Genomic DNA, 21,975 nt, shown 5'->3' on the forward strand with positions numbered 1-21,975 from the left:
GCGAGCCAAGCATAATATCTTTTGGAGTGGTTCAGGCCATTTTTCAATTGTTTTACCATTCTAAATTGTGGAGTTTGCCTTTTTGGACTAATTCGGGGTAATCCCATTGACGCAGGACCTCGTATGTGCCGATTGCCACTGCGTTTGAGAGGTTCAGGCTTCTGATGATGCCCCTCATTGGCATACGCACGCAGGTGTCGTGGTTAGCTTTGAGGAGCTCCTCCGGAAGTCCCTTTGTTTCCTTGCCGAAAATAAGGTAGCAGTTGTTTGGATATTCAACATCCGAGTGTGTCTGCTCTGCCTTGGTGGTAAAGTAGTAGAATTTGCCGTCCTTGTTTTTTTCAAAAAATTCATCGGTGCTGTCGTAAAAGGTGATGTCGAGCTTGTCCCAATAATCAAGACCTGCTCTTTTTACTTGCTTGTCTGTAATGTGAAAGCCCATAGGTCCTACAAGGTGCAGACGTGCGCCTGTTGCGGCACAGGTGCGTGCAATGTTGCCTGTGTTTTGCGGAATTTCAGGCTCAATTAGTACAATGTTAAGCGAGTGCTCCATTTATGTAAACCTCTTTTATGTTCAAATTTTCATCGGCAACAATGAGGTCAGCACATTTGCCGACTGCAATTGAGCCTATTTTGTCATCCTCTTTGATAACCCTTGCAGGATTGATTGTGCATGATTTTAATGCGGTTTTGAAATCAATGCCTATTTCCAAAAGGTTTTTGAACTCGTCAAATACATTTGTGATAGATGCCGCGATCGTGCCGTCCTCAAGCTTTGCAACCTTGTAACCGTCCTTAACATATGTCATCTGACCGCCAAGCTCGTATTCGCCTATGCCGAGACCGGCACCACGCATTGAGTCGCTTATTACACAGGCTCTGTCTTCCCCCAAAATGCTAAATGCGTTTCGCAAAACCGTTGGGCAAATATGCTCACAGTCGCAGATAAGCTCGGCTGTAATATCGCTGTCAAGCACAGCGCCGACAATTCCTGCCTCGCGGTGAGTCATAGGAGTCATTGCGTTAAACAGATGGGTTGCGTGAGCAATTCCTTTATCAATTGATTCTCTTGCTTCTTTTTCGTTTGCACAGCTGTGACCGATAGAAATCGTCATTTTTTGCTTTAACTGTGTGATAAACTCACTTGTGTCGCTTACCTCGGGAGCAATGGTGATAAGCTTTATCTTGTCGCAAATATCAAGCAATTCGTTAACCTCGTCAACGCTTGCATTACGGATATATTCTCTGTTTTGTGCACCCGCTTTTGCGTTTGCAATATACGGACCTTCAAGATTTATTCCCACGAGCTTTGATTTAGGAGAGTTAAAGCTATTTACCACCTCGGCTATTTCCTTTAGCTTTTTGTGCGGCAAAGTCATGGTTGTTGCGCAAAAGGAGGTAACACCCTTTGATGCAAGATAGGTGCTGATTTTTTCAAAGCTGTCGGCAGTGCCGTCAGAGCAATCTGCACCGTTGCCACCGTGAATATGTATGTCAACAAATCCCGGCAGAATAATGCTTCCACTCATATCAACACCGTCATCGTTGATAATTCCGATTTCGGTTATTATTCCGTTTTCGATTTTTATATCGCCGAATTCTTTTTCAAATTCCTCGTTATAAAATGTACAATTTTTAAGTATCATTATTCTATCTCCTTGATTATGCGGTATGACAGCTCCTGAAGCTGTTCAAAGTGCTCGTATTTGCTGATTTCGGCACGAAGCTTCGCACCGCCTCGCATACCCTTTGTGTAGTATGCGGCATGGTGCCTTGCCTCTCGCATGGCTGTGTATTCGCCCTTGTATTCTATGATTTTTTGTATATGCTTTAGCATTACGTTCATTTTTTCAACAGTTGAAGGCTCCGGTATTACCCTACATTCGCCAAGGTATGCGTTTATTCTTGAAAATAGCCACGGATTGCCAAGTGCTCCTCTGCCAATCATTATTGCATCTGCATTTGTTTTTTCAAGCATAATTGCCGCGGTTTGCTCGTCGACAATATCGCCGTTAGCAATGACGGGAATGTCAACTGCCTTTTTTACATCTGCGATTATTTGGTAATCAACCGTACCGCTGTACATCTGCTGACGTGTTCTGCTGTGAACGGCTATGGCACTTGCACCTGCTTTTTGTGCAAGGGTTGCCATTTCTACTGCGTTTACTCTGTCGTCATCCCAGCCCTTGCGAATTTTGACAGTTACGGGAAGGTCAACAGCCTCAACAACTGCCTTTGTTATTTCGTATGCAAGCTGTGGATTTTTCATTAGGCTTGCACCGCCGCCGTTCATTGCAACCTTTGGCGCAGGACAACCCATATTTATGTCGATTACATCAGGCTTGAATTCCAGGCATTTTATTGCCGCCTGTGCCATAATCTGCGCTTCGTCGCCGAATATCTGTGCACCGCACGGCCTTTCGTTACCTATGGTTAAAAGCTCTGCGCTTTTTTTGTCACCCATGGTAAGCCCTTTGGATGACACCATTTCCGTTACGGTATATGCGGCACCGAACTGAACGCAAAGCTCTCTGAATGCTCTGTCGGCTATGCCTGCCATCGGTGCCAAAAAAGCAATATTTTCAAAATTCAAATTGCCGATTTTCATAAAAAATTACCTCTGTTATTCTGCTGATAATATACCATATTAATAACGAGAAATCAAATAATTTAGTTATAATATATCAATATTTGGTAGTTTTTTACAATTAATATAAAATGTAAAAAAAGTCATTGACATATTTGTAATAATATGTTACTCTTTTGTTACCTATTGCGATACAAAATATAGTTAATTTATCGGAGTATTAAGTACAAACACAATATATAGCGTGTTTTTATTTTTTGAGCAATATATTTTGATTTTGCACAAATTACATTTTGGTAAAAATAGATGCATAGATGTTCACATTTACGATGATTTTTGATATAATTTACATCGTAAAAATGCGTGATTTTGATTTTGTTACTACTTCATATATAATTTCCTAATGAACGGAGGGTGAATCGTGGATAATTTTGTAATTAACGGTGGGCATGAACTGTTCGGCGAGGTTGACATCAGCGGAGCAAAGAATGCGGCAGTAGCTATTATCCCGGCAGCTCTTTTGGCAGAGGATACCGTCAGAATAGAGAACATTCCGCAAATCAGCGATGTTCAGCTTATTATAGAAATTCTCAGCAGAATGGGTGCACAAATCAAGGTTGTAAACAAAAACACCCTTGATATAGATACTACAAATATAAACTATCAAAGCGTTCCGTATGAGCTTACATCTCATTTCAGAGCAAGCTATTACCTTATCGGTGCAATGCTCGGCAGATTCAGCAAGGCAGAGGTTGCACTTCCGGGCGGATGTGATTTCGGTGTAAGGCCGATTGACCAGCACGTCAAGGGCTTTAAGATGCTCGGCTCGCAGGTTGATATAATTGACGGTGTTGTTTGTGCAAAGGCAGACAAGCTTGTAGGCACACCGATTTATATGGACGTTGTCTCTGTGGGCGCAACAATCAATATTATGCTCGCGGCCGTTAAGGCAAGGGGTCTTACTGTTATTGAAAATGCGGCAAAGGAGCCTCATATTGTTGACCTTGCAAACTTCTTGAACTCCATGGGCGCAGATGTCCGCGGTGCAGGTACGGATGTTATCAAAATCCGTGGCGTAGAAAAAATGCACGGCTGTACCTATTCCATCATTCCCGACCAAATCGAAGCGGGAACATATATGGTTGCGGCTGCTGCCTGCGGAGGTGATGTTCTTATAAAGAATGTTATTCCAAAGCACCTTGAGTCTATTTCGGCAAAGCTTGAGGAGGCAGGCGCAGAGGTTATTGAATACGACGACGCCGTTCGTGTAACTCGCTTTAAGGCACTTACAAAGTGTAATGTAAAAACCATGCCTCATCCGGGCTTCCCAACCGATATGCAACCGCAGATGGTTGTGCTTTTGTCCATTGCAAACGGTACAAGCATTATGTCCGAAAGTGTTTGGGACAACCGCTTTCAGTACGTTCAACAGTTGTTGAGAATGGGCGCTGATATTCAGGTTGACGGTAAGGTTGCCGTTATTGTAGGTGTTCCAAAGCTTGACGGTGTAACCGTTAGAGCAACCGACCTGCGTGCAGGTGCGGCAATGATTATTGCCGGCTTGGTTGCAGACGGTACCACAACGGTTGAGGATACAATTTATGTTGAGCGTGGATATGAAGACGTTGTTGAAAAATTTGCAGCAATCGGCGCCGACATCAGACGCGTTGCGGTTAAGGAAGAAACTGCACTGCAAACAGCAGGTTGATAATTTGTTAAAATAAAATCCTCGTCACAGACGGGGATTTTTTTGAGGTAATTATATGGCGAAGGCGTGTCAGCTGTTTTCGGGCAGCAAGGGTAATTCAATATATGTCGCATCATCCTGCGGAAAATTTCTTGTTGACGCAGGCGTGAGCGCAAAAAGACTTGATGAAAAGCTTTTGTCCATCGGTGTGGACCCTGATGAGCTTGACGGTATTTTCATTACGCACGAGCATACGGACCATATCGGTGGCTTGCGGGTTTTTTCCGCAAAGCACAATCTGCCCGTTTTTGCTCACAGAGATGTTGTGACAAAAATAAAGGACGGCGGTTATGTAAAGGACGGCGTGCCTGTTTATGAAATTGAAAAGAATATGGAGCTGTGCTCGGTAGAGATTGTTCCGTTTGAAAACAGTCACGACAGTGTTGCCTGCGTTGGCTACCGCTTCAATTTCGGTGAACGTTCAATTTCGGTTTGCACCGATACGGGCTATGTAACCGACGAAGCGAAAAACGCACTGCACGGTACAGATATGATTTATCTTGAGTCCAACCACGAGGTAACTATGCTTCAAAACGGAATTTATCCGTATCCGTTAAAGCAGAGGATTTTGTCTGCCAAGGGGCATTTGAGTAATTTTGCCTGCTCCGAATTTGCAAAGGAGCTTGTCGCCTCCGGCACAACACGGATAGCACTTGCCCATTTGAGCAAGGAAAACAACATACCCGATGTTGCGCGTCAGGCAACCCTGTGTGCACTTGATGAAGCAGGATTTTGCGAAAATGTAGATTTTCGTTTGTATGTATCTCCTGAAGAATGTTATGAAAGACCGATTGTATTATGATTAAGATAACCGTTATTGCTGTCGGCAGGCTAAAGGAAAAATATCTTTGCGATGCCTGTTGTGAATACATAAAAAGACTTGGGCTGTTTGCAAAGCCTAATGTTGTGGAAATTGCAGAGGAGCGTTGCGGTGACAATCCAAGTGCCTCTGAAATAGAAAATGTTAAGCAAAAGGAAGGTCAGCGAATAATTGCAAAAATTCCAAAGGGCTCATTTGTTGTGCCTATGTGCATAGAGGGTGTTCAGCTTTCAAGCGAGGATTTTGCAAAAAAGATTGAGAACACGGCTGTTGCAGGCTTTGGAGAAATAGTCTTTATTATAGGCGGCTCATTTGGTTTATCTCACGAGGTTAAGGCACTCGGTAACATAAAGCTTTCTTTTGGCAAGCTCACATTACCGCATCAGCTTATGAGGGTTGTTCTGCTTGAGCAAATATACAGAGCCTTTACTATACTTAATCACACAAAATATCACAAGTGAAATATTAATTTTACATCTCGGTGATGCCGAGGTGTTTTTTATTGCAATAAGGTTTTGAATATATTATAATAAGCATATGGAATATAATTATGAAAGATTGTCAGACAATATTAAAATTGCTGTAAGCAGTGACCACACCTTTGGTACAGATGCAGTTCTTTTATCTCATTTTGCAACTCCGAAGTACAAGGACAAGGCGCTTGATATGGGAACAGGCTGTGGCATAATACCTATGCTGTGGCTTCGTGATGACAGGCAGAGCGATATTCATTGCCTTGATATTCAGCAAAATGCGATTGAGCAGGTTAATGCTTCAATAAAGGTTAATAATCTTCAGGACAGGCTTACCCCTCATCTTTGTGATTTGCGAGAGGTTAACAGTGAATTTCCTGCCGAGTGCTTTACCCTTGTAACAATGAACCCACCGTACAAGCCGGTTAATACAGGCATTGAGTCGTTGGGCGAAAGTGCAAGGATAGCTCGCCATGAGGTGTGCTGTAACATTGAGGACGCCGTTAAGGCAGGGGCATATCTGCTTACCTATATGGGCAGGCTTTGTATGTGCCACCGCCCCGAACGCTTGGTGGACACACTTGCAACTATGCGACAGTACAAAATTGAGCCAAAGCGACTGAGATTTGTTGTTGACAGGCAGGGCGAGGAGCCGTTTTTGTTTTTGGTGGAGGGCAAAAAGGGAGCAAAGCCGTTTTTGCGTGTTGAGCCAACCCTTGTAATAAAAAACGAGGAGAGCAAATTTACTCCCGAAATGATAGAAATTTACGGCTCATATGCCGACGGATACGAGGATAAAATCAGATAATGAGCGGAAAACTTTATGTTGTAGGCACTCCGATAGGCAACCTTGGCGACCTTTCTCCAAGAGCCGTTCAGGTGCTTAGTGAGGTTGATTTTATTGCAGCCGAGGATACCAGAGTAACATTGAAGCTGTTAAATCATTTTGATATAAAAAAAGAAATGATCAGCTACTTTGAACATAATAAAATTGAGCGCGGACAGGCTATTATCAATCGTCTTATCAATGGCGAAAGCTGTGCTGTTTGTACAGATGCAGGTATGCCTGCAATATCGGATCCCGGCGAGGATTTGGTGAGGCTGTGCCATGAAAATTCAATTACTGTTGAAAGTGTACCCGGTCCGACAGCCTTTGCAACAGCACTTGCAATATCGGGCATGAGCACAAGGCGATTTACCTTTGAGGGATTTTTATCTGCTAACAAAAAGGAACGCAGGCAGCAGCTTGATGAGCTTGCTGATGAAAAAAGAACTATGGTTTTTTATGAGGCACCGCATAAGCTTGCACAGACCTTAAAGGATATGTACAGCGTGTTAGGTAACAGAGAGGTTGCTGTTGTTAAGGAGATTACAAAGCTTCACGAAACCGTGATCCGCACCAATCTTTGCAATGCCTCAACTATGTATGATAATGAAAAGCCGAAGGGCGAGTTTGTTATCATTGTTGAGGGCAAAACACAGGAGGAAAAGGAAATATCGTTTGAAAGAGCAGTTGAGCAGGCAAGGGCGCTCGTTGATGAGGGGATGAGCATAAACTCTGCATCAAAGCAAATTGCTTCGCTCACCTCCTACAAGAAAAATGATATTTACAAGGCACTGCTATGATATGTAATCAATGTCCGAGAAGGTGCAATGTTGACAGGGAAAATGCTCTTGGCTACTGCAGGGCTCCAAATGCCTACAAGCTTGCACGGGCATCGCTTCATTTTTGGGAGGAACCTTGCATCAGCGGTAAAAGCGGATCGGGAGCAGTTTTCTTCAGCGGATGCAATTTGGGCTGTGTGTTTTGCCAGAATTATGAGATCAGTCACAAATGTAAGGGTGTTGAGGTCAGTGAGGAAAGGCTGATAAGAATTTTTGAGCACCTTGTTGATGAGGGGGCAAACAATATAAATCTTGTAAACCCTACTCATTATGCCGTTCAGCTTGCCCATACCCTTAAAAAGTACAAGCCGCCTGTTCCTGTTGTGTACAATACATCGGGATACGACAGCGTGGATACCTTAAAATTGCTTGACGGGCTTGTGGATATTTACCTGCCTGATTTTAAGTATATGCGAAATGACAAGGCATTAAGGTACAGCAGGGCAGAGGATTATCCGCAATTTGCAATGGCTGCCTTGACGGAAATGAAAAGGCAGGTCGGCAATGACGTATTTGACGAAAACGGAATAATGAAAAGAGGAATGATTATTCGTCATCTTGTTTTGCCCGGCAACACAAATTCTGCAATTCAGGCTCTTGACTATTTGGCAGAAAATTTCGGTGATACATATATTTCCGTTATGGCACAGTATGTGCCGTGTACGGATTTGTCCGAATACAAGGAGATTAATCGCAAAATTACCAAGCGGGAGTATGATAAGATTGTGAATCACATACTTGAGTTGGGACTTGAAAAGGTATTTTTGCAAAAGCTTGAATCTGCAACAGAGGATTATATACCCGATTTTGATTTAAGCGGAGTTGTTGATTTGGAATAAATATTGTGTTAATATACAATTAAAAATAAAGGATAATATTATTATGAAAAAGTTTTTTGAGGAATTCAGAGCATTTATTGCAAAGGGAAACGTTCTTGATATGGCAGTCGGCGTTATCATAGGCGGTGCGTTCGGCTCCGTCGTTTCAGGCCTTACCGACAACATTATTCAACCTCTTCTTAACTGCATCGGCGGTGCAGAGGTTCAAGGTAAAATCCAGCTGTTCGGCACAGAAAACTATCTTGATTACGGCGCATTTATTTCTGCAATTATCAATTTCCTGATTATGGCTTTTGTTGTGTTCCTTATCGTAAAGTCTGTCAGCAGAGTATCACAGGCTGCACAAAAGCTTTCAAAGAAGGAAGAAGAGGAGGCACCTGCTCCTACAACAAAGACCTGCCCTTATTGCAGGAGTGAGATTGATATTGAAGCAGTTAAGTGCCCTCATTGTACATCTGACATAACAGAATAGTAATCATTTTATTCTAAAAGGGGTAATACAATATGATAAAAAAAGAGTATACATATAAGAGCTCATCGGGAATTTGCGACATTAAGGCTTGGCAGTGGGCACCCGAGGGCGAGGTTAAGGCTGTTATTCAAATGCATCACGGTATGGCAGAATATACACACAGATACCGCAATTTTATCTCTGCGTTTACCGAGCGTGGATATGCGGTGTTTATGAACGATATGCTTGGTCACGGTCACTCTAATGAAAACCCTGATTTGCTGGGATATTTTGGTGATAAGGACGGATATAAGAACATTATAGCCGACGCCAAGGCATTAACCGATATTGCAAGGGCAGAATATCCCGACAAGAAGTTTATTATCGCAGGCCACTCAATGGGCTCTCTTGTAATGAGGTGCTATATTAACGAATACGGCTGTGATTTTGACGGTGCAATCTTTATCGGCACGGCAGGACCTACACCTATTGCAAAGGCGGGTATTCCCATTATGAAGGCTGTTGGGGCTCTTAAGGGAAAGAAGCATCACAGCAGCTTTTTGAATAAAATTTCTCTTGGTGCGTATGATAAGCCTTTTGAGCACAGAACTCATTACGATTGGGGTATGCGTGACACAAACGAGGTTGATGAATATGTAAATGACCCATTGTGTGGATTTTTGTTTACCGTTGCAGGATTTATGGATTTAAGTCAGCTGACAATTCAGTGTAACGAGCCTCAATGGTACGAGAATGTTGACAAAAACGTTCCTGTTCTTCTTACAAGCGGAGATATGGACCCTGTCGGCAATTTCGGCAAGGGTGTAACAGAGGTTTACAGACGCTTAATTGAAACAGACCATAAGAATGTCAGCCTTAAGCTTTATCATGATGCACGTCACGAAATCCTCAACGAGATTAACAAGGCAGAGGTTTACGACGATATTGAAAAGTGGATTGAGGAGAATGTTCTTTGATGTACACCAATATTTTTGACACTCACGCACATTATGACGATGAAGCCTTTGACGATGACAGAGAATCGCTCATTTTGTCACTTAAGGACAGGGGCGTTGTGGGTATAGTCAGCTGTGGATGTGATATTGCATCTACCGTTGCAAATCAAAATTTATCGCATAGCTTTGATGATTTTTATTTTGCAGCAGGCTTTCATCCCGAAAATCTTGAGGATTTTTCTGTTGAAGATTTGGAAAAATTAGAGCCGTTTTTTGCAGATGAAAAGTGTGTTGCCGTTGGTGAAATCGGTCTTGATTATCATTGGATGAACTCAACAAAGGAAAAGCAAAGGGAACTTTTTGTTGCTCAAATTGAGCTTGCAAAGGCAAAAGGTCTGCCCGTTATTGTGCACGACAGAGAGGCTCACGGCGACACTCTTGACATTCTTAAGGCAACCAAGCCAAGCGGAGTTTTGCATTGCTTTTCAGGCTCGGTTGAAATGGCAAGAGAGGTCATAAAGCTTGGTATGTTCCTTGGCTTTAACGGTGTTGCAACCTTTAAGAATGCACGAAAAATCCCGGAGGTTATCAGGGAAATTCCTCTTGACAGAATTGTGCTTGAAACGGATTGTCCGTATCTTGCACCCGAGCCTCATAGAGGAAAGCGAAATGATTCGTCGTTTATTCCGTTTATCGCACAGCGCATAGGCGAAATCCTCGGTATTTCGGCACAAGAGGTTTTGGACGTAACAAACAAAAATGCAAGAGCATTGTACAATTTGACATAAACAAGAATCAGGACACACCCAAGGGGTGTCCTCAGACTGTCGATAAAGTGGGCTGAAACACGCCATATAAATTAAACAAACCGATTTGAGCCTCTCTTGTGTAAAGGGAGGTGGCAACGCGTATGCGTTGACGGAGGGATTGTAAAAGCGGCTTAGACATCGAATCTAAGCCGCTTTTGGCGTTTTTCGCCTTTTGCTCGGTCGAGGTACCCTCGTACATCTTCCCTCGCAAGAATGCGAAATTCAGCACCATTTCTCAACAGCCTACCAGCGTGTCGAAATTTATAATTCGACTTTTTCGACACGCTGAGGGCATCCAAAGGGATGCCCTGATTTTTTATGCTGATTTTTCGGTTGTGGTTGGGGTTGTGTAAATTTCGAGTATTGTTTGCTCAAGTGCTGTCAGTATTGTTATTGGATTAAACAGAGGTATGCTGTCGTCTACCGTTACAATTCCGTCTGTTATTCCAAGCTCCTGTGCCGTATTTTTTGTTGTGTATATGATAGTGCTTGGGCACTGCTCTCTTATACTGTTTAGGTAGTATGCAGATATTTTTGTTGATGCGTTACTGCTTATTATGGGAACAATAAGTGCTCCGTCTAAATCGGTGCAGGATGTCGGCACATCGTATATCGGTACTGCAAATGCGGGCACTCCGGTCATTATCCTGAATTCCTGTGCAACTGCTTTTGCAACGGCGTTATCCGTTGAGTATCCGCAAAAAATAACCGTGGAGAATTTTGAAATATATTCGCCCACACCCTGAAGCTCCTTTTGGCTGTTCGAGGTAAAGGATTGCTTGCCCGGCAGCATTTGAGCGAGCTTTAATGCCACACTCATATTTATTTTTGACATTCTGCCAAGGATGTTGCCGATGTGTATTCCAAGCATTGCGATGGCAAGATATTCTGATTGAAAGGTGCATATTCCGTCACAGCACTCTGCGGGTATAACCTTGGATTTGCACATTTTTCCAAGCGGTGAGTCGGGCCTTGTGACAGCTATTATTCTTGCTGAGTTTGCGTTAGCTCTTTTAACTGCACAAATTGTATCGTTATCATCGCCGTCAAGTGATACGGCTATTACAAGAACATCACGGTACAGAACACCGCGAGTGCCCATTAGCAGCGGAGCAGGGATGGCCTGCGTGGGTAAATCCGTTAACAGCTCCATATTGTGTGCCATAGCCTGTGCAGAAAAGTAGGATTGCCCTGTGCCTGTAAGTATTATTTGAGCAATGCCCTTTAGAGTGTGCCTGCTTGTTTTTATGTTAGGCAGGTACAGCTTGTCGTTTTGTATTACTCTGTCTAAAAAATGCTTTATTGAGTCGGGTATATCCTTTAACTCGGTTTCGTAAATGCTGTCGGTCATTTGTTTCGCTCCAATCTTGCAATAATTATGCTCATATCGTCAATCTTTTTGTCTTTCATTTTTTCCAACGCCTTTTCCAAAATGTAGTCGGCACTTTCCTGTGCACCGTTTGGCATATTATTAAGCTCGCCTTTGAGCCAATCGTCGCCAAGGTCTGTTATGCCGTCGCTCATAAGTAAAATGCTGTCGTCAACTCCAAGCACGGCAGTACGCTTTGCAAATTCTATTCCTCGTAAAATTCCTGCGGGCATGGATGTCAGCTCGCATTTTGTCAGCCTGTTGTTTTTGATGATGTAGCTTGCGGGAGCACCTGCCTTGAACAGCTCGCACTTGCCTGTAAAAAGGTCAATGTTGGCAATGTCAAGGGTTGCAAGGCTTTCATCGTTGGATTTTACAAGCAGGGCAGAGTTGACTATTTTTAATGCGGAATCAAATCCAAAGCCTGCGTTGATAAGCTTTGACAGTAATCCGGCACCCATAGCGCCGTCAAGAGCGGCACGACTGCCCTTGCCCATTCCGTCACTTATTATCAAAATGGAATGTCCCTTGCTGTCGTTAATAACCTTGATTGTGTCACCGCAAAGCTCGCCCTCGGCGCTGTGCTGTGCAAAGCCCACCTCGAGCGAGTAGCTCGGCTTTTCAAAAAACGACAGCATGGTGTCGTCCTTAAAGCTTGTAATTCTGCCGTTGTCAAAATATCTGTTGCAAATTTTTCCTATTTCTTCCTTAAGGTGTGGATTACTCAAATCCTTGCTGTTTGAATTAGTTAAAATCTCAACTCTCATTCTGCCGTATTTGTCAAGTATTGCAGAAATATTTGACGGGTATATATCATATTCTCCAAGCAATCTGCGTATTTTGTTGCTTGCTGTGGAATCAAAAATTTCTGCCTCGCTGAATTCGTGGGCAAGGTCGTTTAACATGCCCGATATGGAAATAAACTGGTCGGAGGCAACCATTCGTATTTGATTTGTTTTTTCAAGAATAACCTCCTTGGTAACGTATTCCTCGGGGGTCATATACTCCTTTTCTTCCTCGTTTTTCCTGCGGGTGACATCATTTATTCTCTCGCGCACCTGGTCAACGCTGTCGGATATTGCCGCCATGGCATTTGATGCAAAACGAAGCTTCAAAACAAGATTTTGCCTCAATGTTCCGTCGGGAGGCAGGTCTGCTCCCGATTCAAAGAAGGACTCGATTTTATCGGTTAAGCCTGTCGGTAAAAGCACAAACGCAAGTGTGCCTATTAGTACGTCAAGGAATATAGATATTCCCATATCTCCACCCGATGCAATAGCAAAAAATGTTAAAGAGCATAGATATGCACCTGCGCCTGCAAAAACGGATTGCGCAGTAAACAGACCTGCTATAAGTGCCGAAAAGCCATATGCCCCGCATAATATTGAGGTGTCTTTGCTCCTTATCCCCAGGGCAAAGCCGAGTGTCAGCGAAAGCAAAATACCGAGCCTTTCGCCTCCATAGTGCAGAGCGATTAATATTATCCCTGTTGCGATTATTCTTATAGGATGTATTCGCCAAATTGCGAGGCCGTCAAGGCTTAAAAGCAGGGTTGCACCGGAAATAATTATGCACACAAGGTCATTTATGGGCAGAGCCTTAAAGCGTATTTGCCTGTAATTTGCGTTTATGGCCCTGTAATAAAAATAGGATATGCCTGCCGTAAGCAACGCCTCTGCTATCAGTAATATGTATTCGCCTGCTTCGGCAGAGGTTCTTATTTTTACAAATGCACCTGTTACAAGATTGGCAAAAACCGCAACCGCCACACAGTAGGGCGGTATATGGTAAAGGTCAAGCAGCTCTATTAAAAATGCGCCGAGCCCTGCAATCAAAGCTGCACAAAGGTACCTTATGCTGTTTACCGAAAATCCAAAGGCAAGATGGCCAAGTATTGCACCCATTGCAGAAAATATGTAGCCCTTCTTTTTTGATACGGCAACCAATGCTATCCCAAACGGCTTTATATCATATATTGCTCCACCGAGTGCCGATATTAATCCGGCAAAAAAATATCCGCAGTATATCCCTATCTGCTTTAATCCTTCCTTGCTGATGCTGTCTTTAATTTTACTTTTGACTTTAATTTCCATTTTTACGACCTTAATCCTAAACTTTTATTGCCTATTATATTATTGTGTGGGCGAAAAAAATGTCATAAACGGTTGGTGCATAAAAATTTAGTTGAAATTAATTGTGCTATGTGATAAAATACTGTGGATTGTGAATAATTGAAAGGTGAGGTATAATTATGATTTCTGCAAATAATATTTCCGTTCAGTTTGGCGGACGCTCATTGTTTGAAAGAGTAAATGTTGCGTTTACACCCGGCAACTGCTATGGTATCATCGGTGCAAACGGTGCTGGCAAGTCGACATTTCTTAAGGTTCTCAGCGGCGATCTTGAGCCGTCAAAGGGTGAAATTCATATTACTCCGGGCGAAAGACTTTCTGTTTTGAAGCAGGACCACTTTGCTTATGACGAATACGAGGTTGTTCGTACCGTGCTTATGGGTAACCCCCGTTTAATTGAAATTATGGAGGAAAAGGACGCTCTTTATGCAAAGGAGGATTTTTCCGAGGAGGACGGTGTAAAGGCAGGCGAGCTTGAGGCAGAGTTTGCAGACCTTGACGGCTGGAACGCGGAAAGCGATGCAGAATTTATGCTTAATAAATTAGGCGTGCCGGATGAATTCCATTATCTGAAAATGGCAGAGCTTCCGTCGGATATGAAGGTAAAGGTGTTGCTTGCACAGGCTTTGTTCGGCAACCCGGATATTCTTCTTCTTGACGAGCCTACAAACCACCTCGACCTTATTGCTATCAGCTGGCTTGAAAACTTTTTGCTTGATTTTGAAAATACTGTTATAGTTGTATCGCACGACCGTCACTTTTTGAACAAGGTGTGCACACATATCTGCGATGTTGATTACGGCAAGATTACACTTTACACAGGTAACTACGATTTCTGGTACGAATACACACAGATGCGTCAGCGTCAGGCGAGAGACCAAAACAAAAAGAACGAGCAAAAGATTAAGGAGCTTCAGGATTTTATCAACCGTTTCTCTGCAAATGCCGCAAAGTCAAAGCAGGCAACATCCCGTAAGAAACAGCTTGACGCTCTTGAAATGATTGAAATGCCTGTATCATCACGTCGTTTTCCTTATGTTGACTTTAAGCCTGACAGAGAATGCGGTAACGACCTTTTAAGAGTTGACCATATTTCAAAAACTATCGGTGACCGCAAGGTGCTTGATGACATCAGCTTTGTAATTCACCCGAGAGAAAAGGTTGCCTTTGTCGGCTCTGACGTTGTTGCAAAAACAACTCTTTTCAAAATTATTATGGGCGAGATGGAGCCTGATGAGGGTAGCTACAAGTGGGGAGTAACAACAACTCAAAGCTATTTCCCAAGCGATAACAGTGCTTATTTTGACGGCGTAGACCTTAACCTTGTTGACTGGCTCAGACAATATACTACCGAACAGCTTGAGGCTGACATAAGAGGTTGGCTCGGCAGGATGCTTTTCTCCGGTGATGAGGCTCTCAAGATGGCAAACGTTCTTTCCGGTGGTGAAAGGGTAAGGTGTATGCTTTGCAAGATGATGCTTTCAGGTGCCAATGTTCTCATTTTTGATGAGCCTACAAACCACCTTGACCTTGAATCCATTGCGGCGCTTAACAACGGGCTTATCCGTTACCCCGAAACCGTGCTTTTCACCTCGCACGACCATCAGTTTGTCGAAACCGTTGCTGACAGAATTATTGAGATTTCAGGCAGTACCTATATCGACAGAAAGGGAAGCTATGATGAGTTCCTTTCAACCTTTGATGAGGAACAGCTAAAAAGACTGTAACACACAATAAAAAACACCCTAAAGCAAAAAATGCTTTAGGGTGTTTTTGCATCATCATCATCATTATAGGTTTGAGTTCAATTTGTCTGCAAGTGTCATTGCAACAGGGATTCTTTCTTCCTTTTCGGAGGTTGTGCTTTCAACGTCCATCTTTGCCAGGGTGAACTGATTTTGAACCTCGTGAGTCATAGATTTCTCTGTCATATATTTATCTGAATTTTGATTTGTTGCATTGAGCAGCTTTTTCTCGAGTGCTCGTGTTACGCCACCGTTGTATGTGTAAATGTAGCCGTAAAAGGTTTGACCGTAGTGCGAATACATATTGCTGTATGTTACGGTGTCAAAATATCTGCCGCCCCAATGCGACTCTGATAGGGTGACGCTGCCGTTTTCGTTTATTTTTTCAACAACTGCAACGTGCCTGCTCCAGCAGGCAACTGCACCTAATTTTGGCTCACTGCCGTAATCGTAATAGCCGTTTGCCTTGTTGATAAAATACCAATCACCTGCACTTCCGTGGGTGATTAACGGCTTTTCGCCGTTCATTTCGTAAATTCTGCCGTATGCATATGCCACGCAGTTTGGCATACCTGAGCCAACCTGAAAGTAGCGGTTGAGCTGTCTGCTGTAATATGGGCTTGAAGAGCTTGGTGCACTTAAGCGTGGCTCATAGCCGTTATCGTTTGCGTAAACCAAAACAGGCGTTGCAAGCGAAATAATTACAGTCATTATAATTACAAATGGAATTATAAGCAGGGTTTTCTTCTTAGTCATTAGATACCTTCCTTTTTCTTTGGCGATATTGCTATCGCTTTGGGATGATTACGAAAATCTATGTTTTCGATTGAACTCGCTTATTAACTTTGTGTTGCACATACAACGCTATCAATTATACCAAATGTTACATTTTGTAATCTATATAAAAAATGCACAATGTATTTGTAACCTTTTCGTAACTTTTATGCTTTTTTTACAAAATTTATCGATTAGCCTTGACAAAAAATCACGATTTTTGGAGGATTTTGCTTATTGTAATAGTAGGTGCTATGTGATATAATGTCACTATTATTTGAACCGAGGCGTTAATGTTATGAGTGAACATAATCATAGCTCTCATCATCACAATTATCAAAATTGTTGTGATAATCACACACCGGACAATCACGGTTGTGGCTGTTGCGGTGATGAGCATTTTAATGAGCATAAAAAAGAAAAGCTTACAAAAATCATAGTCAGCTCTGTGTTTTTTGCTGCAGGATATGTTATCAGTGAATTTACACAGCTACCTGATTTTGCATATCTTATTTGTTATATCATTGCATATCTTATGGTTGGCTTTGATGTTGTAAGAGATGCGGCAGACAGTGTAATTCACGGCAAAATCTTTGATGAAAACTTTTTGATGAGCTTTGCAAGCATAGGTGCATTTGCAATTAAGGAGTACACCGAGGGCGTAGCGGTTATGCTGTTGTTTACCGTTGGTGAATTTGTGCAGGGGCTTGCAGTGTCAAAAAGCAGAAGGTCTATTGACAGTATCTTTTCCCAAAAGCACGATTCGTATACCTTACCCCGACATTATGATAATAAGGAAAGCCGTACCGAAAAGATGATAACCCGATTTGCAAGGGTGTACACACCTGCAATTTGTATTATTGCGGTGGCTATTGTTGTTGTACCTCCGCTCCTTTTTCATAAGGAGTGGCAGGAATGGCTTCACAGAGGTCTTGCCGCACTTGTTGTCGGTTGCCCATGTGCCATTGTTATTTCGGTTCCGCTTTGTTACAGTGCGGGCATCGGTGCTTGTTCAAGGAAAAACATTTTTGTTAAGAACACATCAACCTTGGATGAAATTAATAATTGCGATACTATTATTACCTACAACGATGATAAAAGTATTGATGACATTAAGGTTTTGCAAAATAATGGAAAAAGGGTTGTGTATCTTGGCAAGGGAATAAATGATATTACAATGCTTGAGGCTGCCGATGTTGCAGTTGCAGTTGGTGAGGATTGCACAGGTGATGCCGTTAATGTTGCCGATATGGTAATGATTAATTACAGCGAGCGCGCTATTGATGACACAAAGAAAATTGCCAAAAAAATACGTACAATAGCTATGGAAAACATTTACTTTTCCATTATAGTAAAGCTGATTATTCTTGTGCTTGATGTTTTGCTTGAGAAGAGTATTCCTATGTGGTTTGCAATTTTCGGCGATATAGGAGTTTGCTTGTTAGCGGTTGCAAACTCGGCAAGGGCAATATCTATAGGTAAAAGTAATAAATAATAAAATCCCTTTAGCATATATGATGCTAAAGGGATTTCTTTATACTGTCAGATTCTTGCTACGCCGTCTTTTCTTGCAGCGTCTGCAACGGCAGATGCAACGGTGTCCTTAATTCTTGGGTCGAATGCGTAAGGCAAAATATAATCTTCGTTCAGCTTGTCGTCGTCTACAAGTGATGCGATTGCATATGCAGCAGCGATTTTCATATTTTCCGTAATAGCAGATGCCCTGACATCAAGTGCACCTCTGAAGATACCCGGAAAGGCAACAACGTTGTTGATTTGGTTAGGGAAGTCGGAACGGCCTGTTCCCACAATCCTTGCTCCTGCCGTCTTTGCCTCGTCAGGCATAATCTCGGGTGTTGGATTTGCCATTGCAAGAACGATAGGGTCCTTGTGCATTGTTTTTATCATTTCTTCCGTCAGCACGCCCGGAGCAGAAACACCGATGAATATATCGGTGCCTACGATTGCTTCCTTGAGTCCGCCCTTAACCATTGCACGATTTGTAACTCTTGCAATTTCTGCCTTTGATGCGTTAAGGTTTTCTCTGCCCTCGTAGATTGCGCCTGTTCTGTCACAAAGGATAACATCCTTGAGCCCCAGTGTCATAAGTAGCTTTGCTATAGCCGTACCTGCTGCACCGGAGCCGTTGATAACAGCCTTACATTCGCCAAGCTCCTTGCCGATGATTTTTGTTGCATTGATTAGAGCGGCAGATACAACAACGGCTGTACCGTGTTGATCGTCGTGGAAAATAGGAATGTCGCACATTGCCTTTAGCTTTTCCTCAATCTCAAAGCATCTTGGTGCAGAAATGTCCTCAAGGTTAATGCCACCGAACGAGCCTGAAATGTTGTATACGGTTTGTACAAACTCGTCAACATCCTTTGTTCTTACGCACAGAGGAAAGGCGTCAACATCACCGAACTCCTTAAACAATACGCACTTGCCCTCCATAACAGGCATACCTGCCTCGGGTCCTATATCGCCCAAGCCCAAAACAGCCGTGCCGTCGGTGATAACGGCAACAAGGTTGTTACGGCGGGTAAGCTCGTAGCTTTTGTTGTAGTCCTTTTGTATTTCAAGGCAAGGCTCTGCAACACCCGGTGTGTATGCCAGCGAAAGCGCCTTGCTGTCGTTTACCTTTGCTTTGGCAACGACCTCAATTTTTCCGTTCCATTCGTAATGCTTTTGCAATGATTCTTCACGAATATTCATAGCTTTAATCCTTTCATTTGCCTTTTTGTATTTGTGATTTTTTTCACAAAAAACGGGCAGGCTACTCTCGGACAGAAGCCCGAGGGCATCCTGCCCTTTGTGTTATTTGATTTTATTACTTTCTTTCAATGTGAGAGGTAATCTTTTCGTCCTTTTCGTAAGGAACGTAATTGTCTTCCCAAGGGAAGGTGTAGCTCAAGCCAAGCTTGTCCCTTACCTCGCAGATTTCCTTTTGAACAGCCTCGTTGATAGGAACACCGCTGTTTTCTCTTTCCTTCCAAACAAGATATTCCTTTTCGCCTGCAGTATAAATTCTTTCCTCGCCCGGAGCCTTCTTTGATGCTCTGATGTCACGAAGGATTTCGCCTGTCTTCTTTCTTGTTTCGGCCTCGCCTACAAACTTTGATGTGTCAATAGCGAGGAAGAAGTGACCGAGATGATAAGGAACAAGGTTGCCGTTTTCGTCCTTGCCGTTAAGAGCCTTACCGTAATTGCCGTCCTGAAGAACTGCCGAAAGCAATTCAATTATCATAGCATAGCCGTAGCCCTTGTATCCACCGAGTGCTTCGCCGATACCGCCGAGAGCAGTAAGAGCAGCAGAGCCCTCACGAATTCTCTTTAGTGCCACACCTGCATCGCCCTCAACAGGCTCACCGTCAATGCCGATGATAGTGCCCGGGTGAACAGGCTCGCCGATTCTTTCGTAATATTCAATCTTACCGTTTTGAGTGATTGATGTTGCACAGTCGAGTACAAAATCAAATTCTTCATCTGACGGAATGCCCATTGTGAGTGGGTTGGTACCAAACATACCCTCAACACCGAAGGTCGGTGCAACAGACGGCCTTGCGTTTGTACCTGTAAATCCTATACAACCCTGCTCGGTAGCCTGTGTTGCGTAGTATCCTGCAATGCCGTAGTGGCAGGAGTTACGAACAGCAACCATACCCAAGCCGTATTCCTTTGCCTTGTCGATAGCCATTTGCATAGCCTTGTAGCCGATAACCTGACCCATACCGTCGTGTCCGTCTACAACAGCTGTACAAGGTGTTTCCTTAACTACCTCGAAGTTTGTAACAGGATTTTGGATACCTGCAACAATTCTGTCAATGTAAATTGGCTTAAATCTGTTACAGCCGTGGCTTTCAATACCTCTTTTGTCAGACTCCAAAAGGACATCCGTACAAATTTCTGCGTCCTCTCTCGGAACACCGTAGCCAACAAAGGCATCGGTTACAAAATCGGTAATTAAGTTCCAAGGACAAACAACCTTTCCCATAATATATAAACCTCCTAAAATATTCTAAATCTATTATATCACCAAAAGTGATGTATAGTCAAACATTAACGACAAATTATCTTTCCCAATTTCTGCTTCGCTCAACTGCTCGCTTCCAGTCGGAATACTTTTTGTTTCTCAAATCCTCCGGCATTGACGGAACAAATATTTTGTCAACCTCGCGGTTAGCCTCAATTTCATCCGTGCTTTCCCAAACACCTGTTGCAAGGCCTGCAAGATAAGCCGCACCCAAGGCGGTAGCCTCTCTGTTCTTTGGACGGTTAACATTACAGCCTGTCATATCAGCCTGAATTTGCATCATAATGTCCGAAATGCTGGCACCGCCGTCAACACGAAGATCCTTGAGTCTGATTGAGCTGTCCTTCATCATAGCCTCAAGCAAGTCTGTCATTTGGTATGTAATGCTTTCAAGCACGGCACGGCAAACATGCTTTTTGTTGATAGACCTTGTCAACCCAACCATTATGCCGCGTGCATACATATCCCAATACGGAGCGCCTAAGCCTGTAAAGGCAGGCACAAGATACAAGCCGTTACTGTCCTCAACCTGCATTGCAAGCTCGTCACACTCGGCGGCGGAGCCGATTAATTCAAGCTCGTCACGAAGCCACTTGATTACAGAGCCTGCGTTAAATGCAGAGCCCTCAAGGTCATATATAACCTTTCCGTCAAGTCCCCAAGCAATACCGGTGAGCAGGTTAGACCTGCTTTCAATTCTTTTTTCACCTGTGTTCATAAGCAGGAAACAGCCTGTGCCGTATGTATTTTTTGCCTGGCCAACCTCAAAGCAGCCCTGACCGAACAATGCACCCGGCTGGTCGCCTATTGCACCTGCGATAGGTACTCCCTCAAGGTCCTCAATTCCCGTGATTTTTGCAACAGTTCCATAGATATGGCTTGACGGCTTAACCTCAGGCAAAATGCTCATTGGTATGCCCATCTTTTCGCAAAGGTATTCGTCCCAGCAAAGCCTGTCAATATCAAAAAGCATTGTTCTGCACGCATTGGAGTAATCCGTAACGTGAGCCTTACCGCCTGTCAAATTCCAAATTAGCCATGTATCAATTGTGCCAAACAGTACCTCGCCTCGCTCTGCCTTTTCTCTTGCGCCCTCAACATTATCTAAAATCCACTTGATTTTGGTTGCGCTGAAGTATGCGTCAATCAAAAGGCCTGTTGTGCTTTTGATGTAATCCGAAAGGCCTTGAGCCTTTAGCTCCTCGCAGTATTCCGCTGTTCTTCTGCACTGCCAAACGATAGCATTGTACAATGGTGTGCCGGTTTCTTTATCCCAAAGGATAGTAGTTTCTCTTTGGTTGGTGATGCCTATGCCTGCAATGTCTTTTGGATTAACAGTACCCTCACGCAGTGCACCGATCATAGAGCTTACAACGGAGAATAAAATCTCGTGCGGATCATGCTCAACCCAACCGTTTTGCGGGTAAAACTGTGTAAATTCATTTTGGTTTTTAGCAACAATTTCACCCTTTTTGTTAAAAATAATGGCACGGGAGCTTGTTGTGCCCTGGTCAAGTGCCATAACAAATTTTTCTGCCATATTAAACCCCTTTGTTTTATGGTTGATCATACTGT

At 43.2% G+C, this 21,975-nt stretch carries 20 protein-coding genes; 11 read left to right on the forward strand and 9 right to left on the reverse strand.

All coding sequences use genetic code 11. The features are described 5' to 3' along the window. Window positions 1-52: 52 nt before the first annotated feature. The 3 genes from trmL to dusB are packed head-to-tail and all read right to left on the reverse strand — an operon-like array spanning window position 53 to window position 2,608. The gene (gene trmL / locus Q0P34_RS02885; protein WP_294952617.1) at window positions 53-553 is read right to left on the reverse strand and encodes a tRNA (uridine(34)/cytosine(34)/5-carboxymethylaminomethyluridine(34)-2'-O)-methyltransferase TrmL; all 501 of its coding nucleotides are present in this window, start codon (window positions 551-553) and stop codon (window positions 53-55) included. After that, entirely contained in the window at window positions 537-1,646 is a 1,110-nt protein-coding gene (gene nagA, locus Q0P34_RS02890) for an N-acetylglucosamine-6-phosphate deacetylase (RefSeq protein ID WP_294952620.1), read from the reverse strand. Before nagA ends, trmL begins: the two co-directional genes overlap by 17 nt. Beyond that, window positions 1,646-2,608, reverse strand: coding sequence for a tRNA dihydrouridine synthase DusB (gene dusB / locus Q0P34_RS02895; RefSeq protein WP_294952623.1), 963 nt, complete (start codon window positions 2,606-2,608; stop codon window positions 1,646-1,648). The genes nagA and dusB overlap by 1 nt, the downstream gene beginning before the upstream one ends. Window positions 2,609-3,008: 400 nt before the next feature. On the opposite strand from dusB, the gene Q0P34_RS02900 reads away from it, so the two are divergent. From Q0P34_RS02900 to Q0P34_RS02940, 9 genes are all read left to right on the forward strand, one after another. Next, window positions 3,009-4,295: a UDP-N-acetylglucosamine 1-carboxyvinyltransferase gene (locus tag Q0P34_RS02900; RefSeq protein WP_294952626.1), complete on the forward strand. Its 1,287-nt coding sequence runs from the start codon at window positions 3,009-3,011 to the stop codon at window positions 4,293-4,295. A gap of 55 nt (window positions 4,296-4,350) precedes the next feature. After that, window positions 4,351-5,136 carry an MBL fold metallo-hydrolase gene (locus Q0P34_RS02905; RefSeq protein ID WP_294952629.1) on the forward strand — a complete coding sequence of 262 codons (786 nt, stop codon included), beginning with the start codon at window positions 4,351-4,353 and terminating at the stop codon, window positions 5,134-5,136. Further along, a complete protein-coding gene (gene rlmH, locus Q0P34_RS02910) occupies window positions 5,136-5,615 on the forward strand; it encodes a 23S rRNA (pseudouridine(1915)-N(3))-methyltransferase RlmH (protein ID WP_294952726.1) in 480 nt (159 codons plus the stop codon). Before Q0P34_RS02905 ends, rlmH begins: the two co-directional genes overlap by 1 nt. 76 nt (window positions 5,616-5,691) lie before the next feature. Next, complete coding sequence (locus Q0P34_RS02915; protein WP_294952631.1) at window positions 5,692-6,435, forward strand: methyltransferase; 744 nt, start codon at window positions 5,692-5,694, stop codon at window positions 6,433-6,435. Beyond that, on the forward strand, window positions 6,435-7,253 hold the full coding sequence (gene rsmI, locus Q0P34_RS02920; protein WP_294952634.1) for a 16S rRNA (cytidine(1402)-2'-O)-methyltransferase: 819 nt from the start codon (window positions 6,435-6,437) through the stop codon (window positions 7,251-7,253). Before Q0P34_RS02915 ends, rsmI begins: the two co-directional genes overlap by 1 nt. Further along, on the forward strand, window positions 7,250-8,131 hold the full coding sequence (locus Q0P34_RS02925; protein ID WP_294952635.1) for a radical SAM protein: 882 nt from the start codon (window positions 7,250-7,252) through the stop codon (window positions 8,129-8,131). The genes rsmI and Q0P34_RS02925 overlap by 4 nt, the downstream gene beginning before the upstream one ends. Before the next feature lie 43 nt (window positions 8,132-8,174). Continuing rightward, window positions 8,175-8,603 (forward strand): large conductance mechanosensitive channel protein MscL, encoded by a 429-nt coding sequence (mscL, locus tag Q0P34_RS02930; protein WP_294952637.1) that lies wholly within the window; start codon window positions 8,175-8,177, stop codon window positions 8,601-8,603. Between the two features lie 32 nt (window positions 8,604-8,635). Beyond that, entirely contained in the window at window positions 8,636-9,559 is a 924-nt protein-coding gene (locus Q0P34_RS02935; protein ID WP_294952639.1) for an alpha/beta hydrolase, read from the forward strand. After that, a complete protein-coding gene (locus Q0P34_RS02940) occupies window positions 9,559-10,326 on the forward strand; it encodes a TatD family hydrolase (protein WP_294952641.1) in 768 nt (255 codons plus the stop codon). The genes Q0P34_RS02935 and Q0P34_RS02940 overlap by 1 nt, the downstream gene beginning before the upstream one ends. Before the next feature lie 337 nt (window positions 10,327-10,663). Here the strand turns inward: Q0P34_RS02940 and Q0P34_RS02945 are convergent, their stop codons facing one another. After that, the gene (locus tag Q0P34_RS02945) at window positions 10,664-11,698 is read right to left on the reverse strand and encodes an SIS domain-containing protein (protein ID WP_294952643.1); all 1,035 of its coding nucleotides are present in this window, start codon (window positions 11,696-11,698) and stop codon (window positions 10,664-10,666) included. Beyond that, a complete protein-coding gene (locus tag Q0P34_RS02950; RefSeq protein ID WP_294952646.1) occupies window positions 11,695-13,809 on the reverse strand; it encodes a SpoIIE family protein phosphatase in 2,115 nt (704 codons plus the stop codon). The genes Q0P34_RS02945 and Q0P34_RS02950 overlap by 4 nt, the downstream gene beginning before the upstream one ends. A gap of 158 nt (window positions 13,810-13,967) precedes the next feature. On the opposite strand from Q0P34_RS02950, the gene Q0P34_RS02955 reads away from it, so the two are divergent. Continuing rightward, a complete protein-coding gene (locus Q0P34_RS02955) occupies window positions 13,968-15,575 on the forward strand; it encodes an ATP-binding cassette domain-containing protein (RefSeq protein WP_294952649.1) in 1,608 nt (535 codons plus the stop codon). Between the two features lie 63 nt (window positions 15,576-15,638). Here the strand turns inward: Q0P34_RS02955 and Q0P34_RS02960 are convergent, their stop codons facing one another. Then, on the reverse strand, window positions 15,639-16,349 hold the full coding sequence (locus Q0P34_RS02960) for a CHAP domain-containing protein (protein ID WP_294952652.1): 711 nt from the start codon (window positions 16,347-16,349) through the stop codon (window positions 15,639-15,641). 316 nt (window positions 16,350-16,665) lie between these two features. On the opposite strand from Q0P34_RS02960, the gene Q0P34_RS02965 reads away from it, so the two are divergent. Then, entirely contained in the window at window positions 16,666-17,862 is a 1,197-nt protein-coding gene (locus Q0P34_RS02965) for a hypothetical protein (RefSeq protein ID WP_294952655.1), read from the forward strand. Between the two features lie 47 nt (window positions 17,863-17,909). Here Q0P34_RS02965 and Q0P34_RS02970 read toward each other — a convergent pair whose 3' ends face one another. From Q0P34_RS02970 to glpK, 3 genes are all read right to left on the reverse strand, one after another. Then, on the reverse strand, window positions 17,910-19,082 hold the full coding sequence (locus Q0P34_RS02970; protein WP_294952658.1) for a malic enzyme-like NAD(P)-binding protein: 1,173 nt from the start codon (window positions 19,080-19,082) through the stop codon (window positions 17,910-17,912). Window positions 19,083-19,197: 115 nt separating this feature from the next. Further along, window positions 19,198-20,361, reverse strand: coding sequence for an Ldh family oxidoreductase (locus Q0P34_RS02975; protein ID WP_294952661.1), 1,164 nt, complete (start codon window positions 20,359-20,361; stop codon window positions 19,198-19,200). Window positions 20,362-20,437: 76 nt separating this feature from the next. Continuing rightward, window positions 20,438-21,940: a glycerol kinase GlpK gene (glpK, locus tag Q0P34_RS02980; RefSeq protein WP_294952664.1), complete on the reverse strand. Its 1,503-nt coding sequence runs from the start codon at window positions 21,938-21,940 to the stop codon at window positions 20,438-20,440. Window positions 21,941-21,975: the final 35 nt, after the last annotated feature.

Origin of the sequence: uncultured Eubacterium sp. (assembly GCF_945980375.1) — a bacterium.
GTDB lineage: Bacteria > Bacillota > Clostridia > Oscillospirales > Acutalibacteraceae > Eubacterium_R.